This window comes from Cellulosimicrobium sp. CUA-896 (assembly GCF_001942335.1).
Lineage (GTDB): Bacteria > Actinomycetota > Actinomycetes > Actinomycetales > Cellulomonadaceae > Cellulosimicrobium.
In genome coordinates this window covers 54,934-70,130 of sequence record NZ_MKKH01000010.1, presented here as the reverse complement: position 1 = coordinate 70,130, position 15,197 = coordinate 54,934, and the positions used below count along the sequence as shown (strand labels likewise).

Sequence of the window (15,197 nt, the reverse complement as noted above, 5' to 3'; positions counted from 1 at the left end):
TGAGCTGGACCGTGGCGGTGGCGCGGTAGAGCGTCTCCTGGCGGGCCAGGTACAGCACGGCACCGAGCACGACGACGAGCACCGCGGCGAGCACGTAGTACCTGCCGGCCCAGATGGTGCGGAAGAACTCGCGGATGGTCATCGGTCGCTCCTCGCCGCCTCGGGGTCCCGCACGGCGGCGGAGCGGCCCGACGCCTCCTGCACGACGGCCCGCAGCCGCGCCGTGAAGCGGTCGCGCCCGAAGGTCGCGACGTGCGCCGTCACGGCGTCCTCGTCCCAGTCGCGCGCCGCCGCGGTCTCGACCGCGGCGGCCACGAGGTCGGCGCGCGGGGCGTCGAAGAACACGCCCGTGACGCCGTCCACGACGGTGTCCAGGTAGCCGCCGTCGCGCAGCACGACGCTGGGCCGCCCGAACGCGCCCGCCTCGAGCGGCGTCAGCCCGTAGTCCTCGTAGGAGGCGGCGACGAGCGCGGACGCGTTCCGGTAGACCCAGCGCAGCGTCGCGTCGTCGACGCGCCCGAGCAGGTGGACCGTGCCGGTGCGCGCGGCGAGCGCCGCGAGCGCCCGCGGTCGGGCCCGTCCCCCACCACGACGAGCGTGCGGCCCGTCGCCTGCGCGGCCTCGACGACGACGTCGACGTTCTTGTACGGCAGCAGGCGGGCGACGCACAGGAGGAACCCGGGCTCGACGCCGGGGACGGCGCGCTCCTCGCCGGCGGGGAGCATGGCCGGCGGCGGGGGCAGCACCTCGGCGTCGATGCCGTACGCGTCGCGGATCGCGCGCCGGGTCACGGTCGAGTTCGCGAGGTAGACGTCGGCGCGGCGAGCCGCGGCGCCGTCCCACCGGCGCAGCGCCGGGGACAGCGCTCCGAGCGCCACGGCCGCCGCGCGCCGCCGGGCCCGGTGGGCGGGCCCTCCCTCGTCCGTCCCGAGGTAGCGGTCGCGCTGGTAGAGCCAGCGCGCCGGGGCGTGGCAGTAGACGACGGTGCGGCGGGCGCCGCGGTAGCCGTGCGCCCAGCCGGTCGACGACGCCACCAGGACGTCCGCGTCGACCCGCTGGCGGTCGACCGCCGGGGCGAGGACGGGGAGGGCGACGCGGTGGTGGCGGCGCAGGAGCGGCACGCGGTCGAGCGCGGAGGTGCGCAGGTCGACCGCGGAGAACTCGGGGAAGGTGCCGTCCGGGTGGTGCAGCGTCGTGTACATCGGGGCACCGGGGAACGCCTCGGCGAGCAGCAGCGCGACGCGTTCCGCGCCCCCGCGCTGCGTGGCGTAGTCGTGGGCGAGCGCCACACCGTCCGTCATGCGACCTCCCTGCCGAGCCGACGTCCCAGCCTAGGTGCGGGACGGGCGCCCGGCGGCGGCCGCGGGGCGACCTCACCCGGGTGAAATGGCCGTTCCTGCGGCGGGGGTGCTTGCCCGGGGCGTCAGACGCGCGTGTGGAACCTGCCCTGCGCCGCCAGCAGGCCCTCCGTGAGCACCGTCTCGACGGCGTCGGCGGCATCGTCGAGCAGGAACGGCAGCTCCTTGGCCTCGGTCCCCGAGAAGTTCTTCAGCACGAAGTCGGCGGTGTCCATGCGGCCGTGCGGGCGGCCGACGCCCCCGCGCACCCGCACGTAGTCCTTGGTGCCGAGCGCCTTCGTGATGTCGCGCAGCCCGTTGTGGCCGCCCTCGCCCCCGCCGATCTTGAGCTTGACGGTGCCGAAGGGGATGTCCACCTCGTCGTGGACGACGACCACGTGGTCCGGGTCGACGCCGTAGTAGCGAGCGAGGCCGGAGACCGGCCCGCCCGAGACGTTCATGTACGTCGAGGGCTTGGCGAGCACCACGCGCGGCCCGGGCCGTCCGCCCGGCAGCGTGCCGATCCGGCCCTCCGCGACGGCCGCCTGGGCGCGCGGGTGGCGGGCGAAGCGCGCGCCCGCCCGGCCCGCGAGGACGTCGAGCACCATGTGGCCGAGGTTGTGCCGGTTCGCGGCGTACCGGTCGCCCGGGTTGCCGAGCCCGACGACGAGCCAGGGCTGGTCGGTCATGTCACCTCGTCCTTCACGTCTGCGGGCGCACGAACGCCCGGCACCGTCACGGTACCGGGCGTCCGGCTGGGGCCGGCGTCAGCCGGCCGCGGGGGTCACTCCGCCGCGGCCTCGGCGGCGGTCGCCTCGTCGCCGGTCTCCGCGGCGGTGTCCTCCGGCAGCTCCTCGGCCTGCGGGAGCGAGACCGTCACCACGATGAGCTCGGGGTCCGCGGTGAGCGTCGCGCCCTTCGGCAGCGTCACGTCGCCCGCCGTGACCGTCGAGCCGGCCTCGAGGCCCTCGATGGAGACCTCGACCGTCTCGGGCAGGTGCGTCGCCTCGGCCTCGATCGCCAGCGTCTGGAGGTCGACCAGGTGGATCGTGCCGGGGGCCGACTCGCCGACGACGTGGACGGGGACGTCCACGGCGACCTTCTCGCCCTTCGCGACCACGAGGAGGTCGACGTGCTCGATGAAGCCCTTGACCGGGTCCCGCTGGACGTCCTTGGCGATCGCGAGCTGCGAGCCGCCCTCGAGCTGGATCGAGAAGAGGGCGTTCGAGTGCTTGAGCGCCATCATCGTGTCGTGACCCGGGAGGGTCACGTGGACCGGGTCGTTGCCGTGGCCGTAGAGGACCGCGGGGATCTTGTCGGCACGGCGGATGCGGCGCGCGGCACCCTTGCCGAACTCGGTGCGGGCCTCGGCGGCGAGCTTGATCTCGGACACTGGATCACTCCTGAAGACAGTTGCGGGCCGGCCACCAGTGGGGAGCGGTCGGCTGTCCGGACGGTGAGAGGGCCTCCCGGACGGGCGGCTGCGTCGGCGCGGGACACGTGACGGACGCGCGCGAAGGACGACCGCCCAGTCGATAACGGAGATCCAACAGGTCTGGCTGACCCTCCGGACCGCGCCCCCGCCGTGCAGGTGCGCTCTCGCCGGCCGTCAGACGTCCCTCGCCGAGGCAACCGGACTACTGTACCCGGGGCCGCGGTCCCGACGAAACCCGCCGGCGCCGGGCGGTGGGCTCAGCCCGACGTCACCACCGTCGTCGCGGCGACCGACGCGCCGACCACGATCGCGGCCGTGACCTCCTCGACGTAGGCCTTGACGGCGGTGCTCGCCCAGCTCTGCGCCGCGATCTGCTTCGCCCGCGCGTCGACCGCCCGTCGCTGCCCTCCGGTCCATCCCGGTGCGCCGTCGACGACGGCGGGCGCGCCGCGGCCCCCGCCGGCCGCGAGCACGCGACCGGCCTGGCCGGTCGCGCCGAGGATCGCCACGAGCGCGGCGGTCCGCGCGCCGGGCTGCCTGCCGTCGACGAGGACGGCCCACAGGTCGCGGCGCACCGCGTCCTCGTGCCGGGAGTCGGCCGCCGGCCACCGGGTGGTCGGGAAGATGCCGAGCACCCGGCCCTCCTCGCGGCGCAGGACCCCGCGGTCGGCGAGGGAGGCGATCGCGCGCGCGGCCGGCTTGAGCTTCGCGATCGGCTCGACGAGCCCCTTCGGCTTCGAGCCCTCTCTCGACCGGACGACGTCGAGGGCCTCGTCGAGCAGCGCGTTGCCGGTCGGCGCGACGTCCCGGACGACGATCCGCCCGACGCGGCCGCCGTCGCCGTCGCCGGCGAGGTCGGCGCGTCCGAGGAGCGCCAGCTCGACGAGGAGCGCGCCCGCGGCGACCTGCTCACGGTACGAGGCGTCGACCACGGCCTTGCCGGTCTCGTCGTCCAGCGTCAGGAGCAGGTAGTCCTCGAGGATCAGCATGGTCCCCACGCTAGGGGACGCGCCGCACGGCCGACCCTGCCGAATGTCACGGGCCGGCCGTGCGGGAGCGCGTCAGCTGTTGCCGTCGAACAGCGAGGTGACCGACCCGTCGTCGAACACCTCGCGGATGGCCCGCGCGACGAGCGGAGCGATGGACAGCACCGTGAGCTGCGGGAACCGCTTGTCCGCGGCGATGGGGAGCGTGTCGGTGATGACGACCTCGCTCGCACCGCACTCCGACAGGCGCTGGGCCGCCGGGTCGGAGAGCACGCCGTGCGTCGCCGCCACGATCACCGACCGCGCCCCCGCGCCGAGGACGACGCGCACGGCCTCGGCGATCGTGCCGCCGGTGTCGATGAGGTCGTCGACGAGCACGCAGTCGCGGCCCTCGACCTCGCCCACCACGCGGTTGGCGACGGCCTGGTTCGGCCGCGTGATGTCGCGCGTCTTGTGCACGAACGCGAGCGGCCCGCCGCCGAGCTTGGCCGCCCACTGCTCGGCGACGCGGATGCGGCCGGCGTCCGGCGAGACGACCGTGACGTTCGACGTGTCGACGCGCGTGCGCACGTAGTCCGTGAGGATCGGCATGGCCCACAGGTGGTCGACGGGGCCGTCGAAGAAGCCCTGCGTCTGGGCGGCGTGCAGGTCCACGCTCATGAGGCGGTCCGCCCCGGCCGCGGTGAACAGGTCGGACATCAGGCGCGCCGAGATCGGCTCGCGGCCGCGGTGCTTCTTGTCCTGGCGCGCGTACCCGTAGAACGGCTGCACCACGGTGATGGTGCGTGCGGACGCCCGCTTCGCGGCGTCGACCATGAGCAGCTGCTCCATGATCCACTGGTTGATCGGCGCCGTGTGGCTCTGGAGGACGAACACGTCCGCGCCGCGCACGGACTCCCCGAAGCGGACGTAGATCTCGCCGTTCGCGAAGTCGTACGCAGCGGTGGGGAGGAGGTCGATCCCCAGCTCGCGCGCGACGTCGTTCGCGAGCTCGGGGTGCGCGCGCCCCGAGGCGAGGACGAGGGACTTCTCCCCGTTGCCGGCGATCGTGCTGCTCATGCGGTCATTTCCTTCGGTGTCCGGGTTCGGGTCGTTGTCCCGGACGCGCGACGCACGTCCGGGTCCGTCGTCAGTCGGTCGGGCGGGCGCTGCGCAGCGCGTCGAGCGTGCTCTCGAGGTCCGGGCCGGGCGGCGGCGGCGTCGGGCGCTCCGCCGACGCGGCGGCGGAGTGGTCGGCGAGCTGGGCCTGGGCCTGGGCGCCCACGACCGGGGCCTCCGGGTCGTTCTCGCGCGCGCGGCGGCCGCCTCGGCCGCGGGCGTGCCGGCGCGGCGTCGCTCGACCCAGCCCTCGATGTTGCGCTGCTGGCCGCCGCTGACGCCGAGCGCGCCCGCGGGCACGTCGCGACGGATGACGGACCCGGCCGCGGTGTACGCGCCGTCGCCCACCGTGACGGGGGCGACGAACATGTTGTCCGCGCCCGTGCGGGCGTGCGACCCGATGACCGTGCGGTGCTTGTGCACGCCGTCGTAGTTCACCGTCACCGACGCGGCGCCGATGTTCGTGTGCGCGCCGATCGTCGCGTCGCCCACGTAGGACAGGTGCGGCACCTTCGAGCCCTCGCCGATCTCGGCGTTCTTCGTCTCGACGAACGTGCCGATCTTGCCCTCGGCGCCGAGCACGGTGCCCGGGCGCAGGAAGGCGAACGGCCCGACGCTCGTGCCCGCGCCCAGCACCGCGAGGGTGCCGTGCGTCCGGGTCACGGTGGCGCCCGGTCCCACCTCGGTGTCCGTGAGCGTGGTGTCGGGGCCCACCGTGGCGCCCTCGCCGACGACCGTCGCGCCGTGCAGCTGGGTCCCGGGCAGGAGCGTGACGTCGCGCGCGAGCTCCACGTCGACGTCGACCCACGTGGTCCGCGGGTCGACGACGGTCACGCCGGCGCGCATCCACTCCTCGAGGACGCGGCGGTTCAGCTCCGCGCGCAGCGTCGCGAGCTGGACCCGGTCGTTGACGCCCTCGACGACCGTCGGGTCGTCCAGGACGAGGGCTCGGACCGGGCCGTCGGCCCGCGCCGCGGCCACCACGTCGGTCAGGTAGACCTCGCCCTGCGCGTTGTCCCGGCCGAGCCCGGCCAGGCCGCGGCGCAGGACCGCCGCGTCGAACACGTAGATCGAGGCGTTGACCTCACGGATCTCCCGCTCGGCCGCGCTCGCGTCCTTGTGCTCGACGACGCGCTCGACGTCGCCCGCGGCGTCGCGCACGACACGCCCGTACCCGGTCGCGTCCGCCAGCTCGGTCGTGAGCATCGTCACCACGTTGCCGTCCGCGACGTGCGCCGCCAGCAGCCGCGCGAGGGTCGCGCCGTCGAGCAGCGGGGTGTCGCCCGCCGTGACGACGACCGGGCCCTCGAGCCCGTCGCCGAGCCCGCGCCCCTCCTCGCCGTCGGGGACGCCGTCGACGACCGCGAGCGCGTGCGCCTTCGCGTCGAGCGCGGCGAGCGCGCACTGCACGGCACGGCCGGTCCCCGGCACCTCGTCCTGGTCGACGACGAGCACCCCGGCGTCGACGCCAGCGCGTGCTCGGCGACGCGGTCGCGCTCGTACCGCACCACGACGGCCAGCAGCGCCGGGTCGAGCGAACGCGTCGCGACGAGCACGTGCCGAGCAGGCTGCGCCCCGCGAGCGTGTGCAGCATCTTCGGGGTGGACGACTTCATCCGCGTTCCCTCGCCGGCGGCGAGGACGATCACGGCAGCGGGGGCGACGCGCGCGTCGGTGCCCTGCTGAGCTTCCATGGATGTTCCCCTCGGGATCGGTGGCACGTGCTCCGCCCCCAGGACTCGAACCTGGACCAAGGGCACCAAAAACCCTTGTGCTGCCGATTACACCAAGGCGGACCGGACCCTGACGCAGGACCGGCACCGGGCTGGCGCCCGGGGCCGCGGCGGCGTCGTGCGTCCGGGAACAGTCTGCCAGGTCGCGGCTCGTGCCCGGCGCCGCGGTCCCGGACGCCCGGGCGGGGCACGGCATGATGGTCCCGTGGCCGACTCCCGACGCACCCCCCGTTCCCGCATGACCGCGAGCCAGCGACGCGAGCAGCTGCTCGCCGTCAGCCGCGGGCTGTTCGCGGAGAAGGGGTTCGAGGGCACGAGCGTGGAGGAGATCGCCACCCGCGCGGAGGTGTCGAAGCCGGTCGTCTACGAGCACTTCGGCGGCAAGGAGGGCGTCTACGCGGTCGTCGTGGACCGGGAGGTCCAGGCGCTCACCGCGGCGCTGTCGGGCGCTCTCGCCGAGGGCGGGCACCCGAAGGTGCTCCTCGAGCGGACGGCGCTCGCCCTGCTGACCTACATCGAGACCTCGGAGGACGGCTTCCGGATCCTCGTGCGCGACTCGCCCGTCGCCCAGGCCACGGGCACGTTCTCGAGCCTCATCGGGGACGTCGCGACGCAGGTGGAGCACCTCCTCGCCGAGCAGTTCTCCACGCGGGGCCTGGACCCGAAGGTCGCCCCGATCTACGCGCAGATGCTCGTCGGCATGGTCGCGCTCACCGGGCAGTACTGGCTCGACGCGCGCAGCCCGCGCAAGACCGAGGTCGCCGCGCACCTCGTCAACCTCGCGTGGAACGGTCTCGCCGACATGGAGAAGCGGCCCCGGCTCACGACGACGACGAGGCGCTGACGCGGGCGGAGGCGCGTCGTCGCCGGCGGCGGGCGTCGACGAGGGCGAAGCCTCCGAGGACGAGCGCCCCGGCGGCCAGGATGGCCCCGATCACCGCGGCGCCCGTCGCCCCCATCCAGCCCGGCGACGCCTGCGGGGCTCCTCCCGCGTCGTCGGACGCTCCCGGCCGTGCCGCAGCGTCGAGGGAACCGACGGCGGCCACGGCTGCGGTGCCGACCGCACCGGCCGCGTCCGCACCGGCGGAGGGACCGCCCACCGACCGGTCCGGGCCGGCGGCGGCGTCGTCGGCGTCGTCGGCGGTGCCGGCGTCGGCGTCGTCGGCGGGCGCCGCCGTGCTGCCCGGCGCACCGGCGACGGGCGGCACCCCGGGCGGCGTCGACCCGGCGGGCTCGTCCGACGCGCCGTGGTCGGCGGACACGTCAGGGTTCCCGGGCACCGGCGTCCCGGGCACAGGCGCGCCGGGCGCGGACTCCTCCGGTGCGGCGTCCCCGGGCGCGGCCGACCCGGCGCGGGCCTCTCGGGCACCGGGGGGTCGGCCGGTCCCGGGGGCGCGACGGGAGCCTCCGACCCGGCAGGTGCGGAGGACCCCGAGCACACGGGTCGCTGGCCGCCCTCGCCGAAGTGCTCGTCGTGGTGACCGACCTGCACCCACGTGATGCAGAAGGCCCCGTCGGGGACCAGGACGCTCCACGGCAGGAAGGACGACCCGATGTACGCGCCGAGGGCTGCCCGTTGAGGCTGTCGAAGTGGATCCCGGCCTGGTGCGGCACCCCGCCGGCCGTGTAGGCGATGTTGACGTGCCCCGCGTCGGGGAACGAGTCCCCGTCGCGCAGCTGCAGGCCCCCGGGGAGGACGTCGTAGGGGGTCGGGGCGTCGGAGCCGCCGGCGAGGGCGGGAGGCGCCGAGAGGACAAGGAGGAGAGCAGCGCCGAGCGCTGCCCCCGTCGCCGTGCGCATGGGGCGGTGACGACCTTCCTGGAGGAGGACGGCCTTCTCGGTCCTCGCTCCGTCGCGAGAGGTCGAGCAGGCCGCGCGTGTGCGGGGGTGGCGCCACACTAGGGCCGAACTGGACGACCGTCCAACTTCGTTCGGAGGGGTACCTGGATGCGTCGTCGCAGGTCAGCGGCCCGGCGTGCCCGACGAGGCGGGGCCAGGCTTCACCCTCCCGTTTCACCCGTGGCGGTGCCGGCGCGCGCCGTCGCGACGCCCGCGGGCGCGACGCCACAGGCATCTCGTGCCGAGGACGTGACATCTGTCCCTCCCGGACGACCGCCCGCCGTGGTTCCGTGGTGCCATGGCGACTCTCGAGATCGACTCGCTGACCAAGTCCTACGGCTCCGTCCGGGCGCTGCGGGGCACGTCGTTCGACGTGCGCGCCGGGGAGATCTTCGGCTTCGTCGGGTCCAACGGCGCGGGCAAGACGACGACGATGCGGATCGTCCTCGGGGTGCTCGCCGCGGACGCGGGCGAGGTCCGGTGGGACGGACGGCCCATCGACGCCGACGCGCGCCGCCGCATCGGCTACATGCCCGAGGAGCGCGGCCTGTACCCCCGCATGCCCGTCGGGGACCAGCTGACGTACCTCGCGCGGCTGCACGGGCTCTCCGCCGGCGCCGCGCGCGACGCGATGACGCGCTGGACCGACACGCTCGGCGTGGCCGAGCGCCGCGGCGACGAGGTGCAGAAGCTCTCGCTCGGCAACCAGCAGCGCGTCCAGCTCGCCGCCGCGCTCGCGCACGACCCGGACGCGCTCGTCCTCGACGAGCCGTTCTCCGGCCTCGACCCCGTCGCCGTCGACGTGATGAGCGACGTCCTGCGCGACCGCGCCGACGCCGGGGTCCCCGTCGTCTTCTCCTCGCACCAGCTCGACCTCGTCGAGCGGCTCTGCGACCGCGTGGGGATCATCCGGGACGGCGAGATGGTCGCGGTCGGCACGATCGCCGAGCTGCGCCGCACCGAGACGGAACGGTGGGTCGTCGACGGCCCGCCGGGCGCCTCGTGGATCGGCGCCGTCCCCGGGGCGCGGGCCGTGAGCCTCGAGGGGTCGCGCACCGTCGTGGAGCTCGCCCCGGGTTCGCGGGCGGGCGACGCGCCGGGAGGCGAGCAGGCGGTGCTCCACGCCGCGCTCGCCGCAGGTCCGGTGCACGAGTTCGCGGTCGTGCGGCCGTCGCTCACCGAGCTGTACCGGGACGTGGTCAGCTCGGCCGGGGCGGACGGCGCCGCGGCACGGACGGAGACGAAGGAAGAGGTGCCGGCATGAGCACGACCCGTCCGACCACCGTCGAGCCGGGCGCGACGGAGCTCTCGTCCTGGGGCGCGATCCGTCTCGTCGCGGGGCGCGAGATCACGACGCGCCTGCGCTCGAAGTCGTTCGTGTGGCTGACCGTGCTGCTCGTCGCGGCCGTGGTGCTCGGCGGCGTCGTGCTGAACCTGGCGTCGTCGTCGGGGCCGAGCGCGCAGCGCGTCGGGCTCACGCCCGGGACTGCGCCGCTCGCGCAGACCGTCACGGCGACGGGCGACGCGCTCGGCACGCAGGTCGAGACGGTGGAGGTGCCGGACGAGGCCGCGGGCGAGGAGCAGGTGCGCGACGGCGACCTCGACGCCCTGCTCACGGGGACCGCCGAGGACTGGACCGTCGTCGTCGAGTCGGGGCTCGGCGAGACGCTCGGCCCGGTCCTGACGACCATGGCGCGGCAGACGGCGCTCGCCGACGCGGTGGAGGAGCTCGGCGGGGACCCGGCGGAGGTGTCGTCCGAGATGGCGACGGCCCAGCCGAGCGTGCGGACGATCGGCGAGCCGAGCGAGTTCGACCCCGCACGCTACGTCACCGGTCTCGTGACGGGGATCCTGCTGTTCATGGCCATCATGATCAGCGGCCAGCTCATCGCGCAGGGCGTCGTCGAGGAGAAGACGAGCCGCGTCGTCGAGCTGCTGCTCGCGACCGTGCGGCCGTGGCACCTCATGGCCGGCAAGGTCCTCGGCATCGGCCTCGTCGGGCTGGGTCAGGTCGCGCTCGTCGTCGCGGCGGGGGTGGGGACGGCGCTGGGGCTCGGCCTGGTGGACGCGTCGACGATCGACCTCGGGGCGGCGGCGGCCTGGGCGCTCGTGTGGTTCGTCGTCGGCTTCGTCAGCTACGCGCTGCTCATGGCCGGCCTCGGGGCGCTCGTCTCGCGCCAGGAGGACGTCGGCGCGGTCACCACGCCCGTCACGTTCCTCATGGTCGTGCCGTACGTCGTCGGCGTCTCGGTGGCGCCGTGGGCGCCGGACAACCCGCTCGTCGTGTGGCTGTCGTACGTGCCGCTGTGCTCGCCGCTGCTCATGCCGGTGCGCATCGCGCTCGGCAGCGCCGAGACGTGGGAGGCGCTGCTCGCGCTCGGCCTGTCCGTGGCCCTGATCCCCGTGCTGGTCTGGCTCGCCGCGAAGATCTACTCCAACGCGGTGCTGCGCACCGCGCCCGCGTGAAGCTCTCGGACGCGCTGCGCGCCGGCTGACGTGCCGAACCCGGGGTCGCGCACCGTTCGGAGCGCCGAGCGGTGCACGACCCCGGGTTCGGCTGCGTGACCCTCGCGACGTGCACGACGTGCCGTCAAGACTCTTGATGTCGAGACACGTCGAGTACCCTCGCGTCATGACGCCGCACGACGACCGCGCGCGACCCGACGGGCGACCCGACGAGGTCGACCGCATCGTCGCCGCCTGGCAGCACGAGCGGCCGGACCTGGACCTCGAGCCGCTCACGGTGTTCTCGCGCGTCGACCGCCTCGCCCGCCACCTCGACCGCGCGCGCCGCACGGCGTTCGCGCGCGGCCACCTGGAGACCTGGGAGTTCGACGTGCTCTCGGCGCTGCGGAGGGCCGGCGAGCCGTACCGCCTGTCCCCCGGCGCGCTCGTCACGCAGACCCTCGTCACGAGCGGGACGATGACCAACCGCATCGACCGGCTCGAGTCGCGCGGCCTCGTGGTACGGCGCCGCTCCCCCGACGACCGTCGCGGGGTGCTCGTGGAGCTCACGCCGGACGGGCTCGAGCGTGTGGACACGGCAATGACCGACCTCCTCGACGTCGAGTCGCGCATCCTCGACGTGCTCGAGCCCGGCGGCCGCCCGGCGCTCGCCGCGCTGCTGCGGACGGTGGTCGGGCAGTTCGAGAGCTGACGCGGCGCGCCCGCGACCGACCCGACGCCCGGAGGCGACCCGCATGAGCACCCCGCGCCGCCCCGGCGCGTTCCGCGGCGGGATCGACGGCGTGCTCCTCGTCGCCGTCCTCCTCGTCGCGGTGAACCTGCGCGCCCCGCTCACGGCCGTCCCGCCCGTCGTCGCCGAGGTCGCGGCCGACCTCGGCCTCACGGCGGCGACCGCCGGGCTGCTCACCGGGATCCCGGTGCTCTGCTTCGCGCTCGCGACGCCCGCGGTCGCCGGCCTGCTGGGCCGCTCGTCGCTGCGGACCGCGGTCGCGGTCGCCCTCGTCCTGGTTCTCGCCGGGACCGTGCTGCGCTCGCTCGACCTGTCGGGCGTCGCGCCCGGCGGCCACCTCGGCACGTTCGCGGGGACGGTGCTCATCGGGCTCGGCATCACGACCGCGAACCTCTCCGTCCCGATGATCGCCCAGCGCGACTTCCCGGGGCACGTCAGCACCGTGACCGGCCTGTACACCGCGGCCATCAACGTCGGCACGGTCGTCACGACGGCGCTCACCGCGCCGCTCGCCGGCGCCGTCGGCTGGCGCTGGGCGCTCGCCTCCTGGGGGCTGCTCGCCGTCGTCGCGCTGGCCTGGTGGTGGCGGGTGGTCCCGCCCGAGCCCGCGCGCGCCCGCCCGCCCCGCGCGGGGCGCCGACGCCGCGCCGACACCGCCGACACCGACGCCGCCACCGACGGGCTCGCCGAGGGCATGGCCCGAGGGGTGACAGGCACGGAGCCCGCGGCGGCGCGCGAACGTCACGTGCTCGCGACACCGTTCACCTGGGCGCTCTGCCTGATGTTCGCGCTCCAGTCGTCGAGCTTCTACGCCCTCACCGCCTGGCTGCCCCTCGTCCTCGAGGACCTCGCCGGCGTCCCGCGCAGCGCGGCGGGCGGGGCGGCGTCCCTGTTCCAGGCTTCGCCATCGTCGGCGGTCTCGCCGTCCCGCTCGCCCTGCGCCGGGTGTCGCTGCGCACGACGTTCGCGGGCATCGCCGCGCTCTGGCTGCTCCTGCCCGCCGGGCTGCTCCTGGCGCCCGGCGCCTGGGTCCTGTGGGTGTCCGCGGCCGGGGTCGCCCAGGCGGCGAACTTCGTCGTCGTGTTCACGCTCGTCGCGCACCGGTTCCCGACGGTGCGCCGCGGCCGCCAGGCGTCGGCGACGGTCCAGTCGGTCGGCTACTCGTTCGCCGCCCTCGCCCCGACGGCGGCGGGTGCGCTGCAGACGGCGACGGGCACCTGGACGGCGCCGGTCGCCGTCGTGCTCGGCGGCCTCGCGGTCATGACGGCCGTCGGGCTCGTCCTCACCGGCCGGGACCGAGCGTCGCGCTGAGCCCCGGCGGAGGCATGCCTGCGCGTCAGCGGGGCAGCACCGGTGCGCCGACGACCAGCACGGGGTCGTCGTGCGCCAGCGCGGCCAGCGCGGCCGGCAGGTCGTCGACCCCGCCGTCCACGTGCGCGGGCAGCGCGGCGACCATCTCGTCCCACTCGGGGGCGCCGTCGTCGACCTCGACGCTGTGCCCGTTCACGAGGTCGAACGACACGTAGCGGACCGTGCCGAGCGCGAACGCGGTCACGCGGTCGACGTCGCCCCAGGGCGCGAGCACCCCGCCCGCGCCGTCGTCGACCTCGACGCCGCGCGCGGACAGCGCGACGCGCATCCGGGCGCCCGTCATCCCGCGACCTCCGCCGCCTCGAGCCAGGCCGCCTCGAGCTCGTCCTTCTCCGCCGCCAGCGCGCGCAGCTCGCCGTCGAGCTCCGCCACGGCGGCGAAGTCCGTCGCCTGCGCGGCGATCCGCTCGTGCAGCCGGGCCTCGGCGTCCGCGATCTTCGTGAGCCGGCGCTCGATGCGGTTGATCTCCTTCTTGGCGGCGCGGACCTCGGCGGCGCTGGGCGCCGGCCCGCCGTCCGCCGCGGCGGCGTCGCCGCCGCCCCGTGGGCGTCGGCCGTTCGGGCCGCGGCGGTGCCCGCCGAGTTGCCCGAGGAGGTGCCCGACGAGGTGCCGCCGGTGGCGATCGCGGCCCGCCGCAGGTCGAGGTACTGCTCGACGCCGCCCGGCAGGTCCCGGACCTGCCCGTCCCCGAGCAGCGCGACCTGGCGGTCGGCGACGCGCTCGAGCAGGTAGCGGTCGTGTGACACGACGACGAGCGTCCCCGGCCAGCCGTCGAGCAGGTCCTCCAGCGCGGCGAGCGTGTCGGTGTCGAGATCGTTCGTGGGCTCGTCGAGCAGCAGGACGTTGGGCTCGGCGACGAGCAGGCGCAGGAGCTGCAGGCGGCGGCGCTCGCCGCCGGACAGGTCGCGCACGAGCGTCTGCGCGCGCTCGCGCGTGAACCCGAGCCGCTCCACGAGCTGGGAGGCCGTGAGCTCCTTGCCGTCGACGACGACCGAGCGCTTCTCGTCCTCGATCACCTGCACGACGCGGCGCCCGGCGATGTCGTCGAGCTCGCCGACGTCCTGCGAGAGCTCCGCGACGTGGACGGTCTTGCCCCGCTTGACCCGGCCCGCGTCGGGCTCGCGCCGGCCCGCGAGCAGCGCGAGGAGCGTCGTCTTGCCCGCGCCGTTGACCCCGACGACGCCGTACCGGTCCCCCGGGCCGAGGCGCCAGGTGATGTCGTCGAGCAGCACGCGCGGGGCGTCGGACTCCCCGCGCGCGGGCACCGTCACCGTGACGTCCTCGAGGTCGAGCACGTCCTTGCCGAGGCGCTTCGTGGCCGTGCGCGTCAGCTCGAGCGAGTCGCGCGGGGGCGGGACGTCGGCGATGAGCGCGGCCGCCGCGTCGAGCCGGAACTTCGGCTTGCTCGTGCGCGCGGGCGCACCGCGCCGCAGCCACGCGAGCTCCTTGCGCAGCAGGTTGTCCCGCTTCTCCGCGGCCACGGCCGCGGTCCGTGCCCGCTCGGCGCGCGCGAGCACGTAGGCGGCGTACCCGCCCTCGTAGCCCTCGACCTGGCCGGAGCCGTCGCCGCGCACCTCCCACATCCGCGAGCACACCGCGTCGAGGAACCAGCGGTCGTGGGTCACGACGACGAGCGCGCCCCGCGCACCCGGGCGCGCGAAGCGGCCCTGCAGGTGCTCGGCGAGCCACGCGACGCCCTCGACGTCGAGGTGGTTCGTCGGCTCGTCGAGGAACAGCACGTCGTGGTCGGCGACGAGCAGGGCCGCGAGCGCCACGCGGCGACGCTGCCCGCCGGACAGGGTGTCGGCGGGAGCGTCGAGGTCGAGGTCGGTGAGCAGACCGTCGTGGACGGCGCGCACGCTCGCGTCCGACGCCCACGCGTGGGTCGCCGCGTCGCCGTGGACGAGGTCGCGGATCGTCGCGCCGGTGCCGACGTCGTCGCGCTGGTCCAGCAGGCCGGGGCGCAGGCCGCCGACCCGGGTGACCCGCCCGGCGTCGGGCTGCTGGGTACCCCCGAGGAGGCGCAGCAGCGTCGACTTCCCGGCGCCGTTGGGGCCGACGATGCCGACCCGGTCGCCGTCGTCGAGACCGAGGGAGACGTCGTCGAGCAGGGTGCGGGTGCCGACGGTCAGCGAGATGCCGTCCGCGCCGAGGAGATGAGCCACGCCGTCGAGCCTAGGCGTCGCCCGGCGTGGGCGGGAAA

At 75.5% G+C, this 15,197-nt stretch carries 12 protein-coding genes, 1 tRNA gene and 3 pseudogenes; 5 read left to right on the top strand and 11 right to left on the bottom strand.

Translation table 11 applies throughout. The features are described from left to right. Positions 1–138: 138 nt before the first annotated feature. The 8 genes and pseudogenes from BJF88_RS20205 to BJF88_RS04465 form a co-directional block, all read right to left on the bottom strand. On the bottom strand, positions 139–669 hold the full coding sequence (locus BJF88_RS20205; protein WP_369824479.1) for a glycosyltransferase: 531 nt from the start codon (positions 667–669) through the stop codon (positions 139–141). 128 nt (positions 670–797) lie between these two features. Continuing rightward, a pseudogene (locus BJF88_RS23055) lies at positions 798–1,202 on the bottom strand (glycosyltransferase family 4 protein); the annotation flags it as partial. Positions 1,203–1,423: 221 nt separating this feature from the next. Continuing rightward, positions 1,424–2,026 carry an aminoacyl-tRNA hydrolase gene (gene pth, locus BJF88_RS04490; protein ID WP_075827920.1) on the bottom strand — a complete coding sequence of 201 codons (603 nt, stop codon included), beginning with the start codon at positions 2,024–2,026 and terminating at the stop codon, positions 1,424–1,426. Positions 2,027–2,121: 95 nt separating this feature from the next. Continuing rightward, a complete protein-coding gene (locus BJF88_RS04485; protein WP_075827919.1) occupies positions 2,122–2,730 on the bottom strand; it encodes a 50S ribosomal protein L25/general stress protein Ctc in 609 nt (202 codons plus the stop codon). A 299-nt stretch (positions 2,731–3,029) separates the two neighbouring features. Continuing rightward, positions 3,030–3,761 (bottom strand): GPP34 family phosphoprotein, encoded by a 732-nt coding sequence (locus BJF88_RS04480; RefSeq protein WP_075827918.1) that lies wholly within the window; start codon positions 3,759–3,761, stop codon positions 3,030–3,032. Between the two features lie 72 nt (positions 3,762–3,833). Next, positions 3,834–4,817, bottom strand: a complete 984-nt coding sequence (locus tag BJF88_RS04475; RefSeq protein ID WP_075827937.1) for a ribose-phosphate diphosphokinase — start codon at positions 4,815–4,817, stop codon at positions 3,834–3,836. Positions 4,818–5,051: 234 nt separating this feature from the next. Next, positions 5,052–6,549: pseudogene (gene glmU / locus BJF88_RS04470) on the bottom strand (bifunctional UDP-N-acetylglucosamine diphosphorylase/glucosamine-1-phosphate N-acetyltransferase GlmU); the annotation flags it as partial. A gap of 30 nt (positions 6,550–6,579) precedes the next feature. Further along, positions 6,580–6,651, bottom strand: a tRNA-Gln gene (locus tag BJF88_RS04465). A gap of 175 nt (positions 6,652–6,826) precedes the next feature. Between BJF88_RS04465 and BJF88_RS04460 the strand changes: the two genes are divergently transcribed. Continuing rightward, positions 6,827–7,432 (top strand): TetR/AcrR family transcriptional regulator, encoded by a 606-nt coding sequence (locus BJF88_RS04460; RefSeq protein ID WP_075827917.1) that lies wholly within the window; start codon positions 6,827–6,829, stop codon positions 7,430–7,432. Here the strand turns inward: BJF88_RS04460 and BJF88_RS04455 are convergent. Then, positions 7,410–7,850 carry a hypothetical protein gene (locus BJF88_RS04455; protein WP_139315913.1) on the bottom strand — a complete coding sequence of 147 codons (441 nt, stop codon included), beginning with the start codon at positions 7,848–7,850 and terminating at the stop codon, positions 7,410–7,412. The two genes, BJF88_RS04460 and BJF88_RS04455, sit on opposite strands and share 23 nt — an antisense overlap. An 875-nt stretch (positions 7,851–8,725) precedes the next feature. Between BJF88_RS04455 and BJF88_RS04450 the strand changes: the two genes are divergently transcribed. The 4 genes from BJF88_RS04450 to BJF88_RS04435 all read left to right on the top strand — a co-directional run bounded on the left by BJF88_RS04450 (position 8,726) and on the right by BJF88_RS04435 (position 12,887). After that, the gene (locus tag BJF88_RS04450) at positions 8,726–9,691 is read left to right on the top strand and encodes an ABC transporter ATP-binding protein (RefSeq protein ID WP_075827915.1); all 966 of its coding nucleotides are present in this window, start codon (positions 8,726–8,728) and stop codon (positions 9,689–9,691) included. Next, entirely contained in the window at positions 9,688–10,893 is a 1,206-nt protein-coding gene (locus BJF88_RS04445; protein WP_083648854.1) for an ABC transporter permease, read from the top strand. The genes BJF88_RS04450 and BJF88_RS04445 overlap by 4 nt, the downstream gene beginning before the upstream one ends. Positions 10,894–11,059: 166 nt before the next feature. Next, positions 11,060–11,584, top strand: a complete 525-nt coding sequence (locus BJF88_RS04440) for a MarR family winged helix-turn-helix transcriptional regulator (RefSeq protein ID WP_075827935.1) — start codon at positions 11,060–11,062, stop codon at positions 11,582–11,584. A gap of 43 nt (positions 11,585–11,627) precedes the next feature. Beyond that, on the top strand, positions 11,628–12,887 hold the full coding sequence (locus tag BJF88_RS04435; protein ID WP_255371747.1) for a CynX/NimT family MFS transporter: 1,260 nt from the start codon (positions 11,628–11,630) through the stop codon (positions 12,885–12,887). Here the strand turns inward: BJF88_RS04435 and BJF88_RS23050 are convergent. Then, positions 12,781–14,667 carry an ABC-F family ATP-binding cassette domain-containing protein gene (locus tag BJF88_RS23050; protein WP_369824482.1) on the bottom strand — a complete coding sequence of 629 codons (1,887 nt, stop codon included), beginning with the start codon at positions 14,665–14,667 and terminating at the stop codon, positions 12,781–12,783. The genes BJF88_RS04435 and BJF88_RS23050 overlap by 107 nt on opposite strands. Positions 14,668–14,690: 23 nt before the next feature. Beyond that, a pseudogene (locus BJF88_RS23045) lies at positions 14,691–15,159 on the bottom strand (ATP-binding cassette domain-containing protein); the annotation flags it as partial. Positions 15,160–15,197 lie beyond the last annotated feature (38 nt).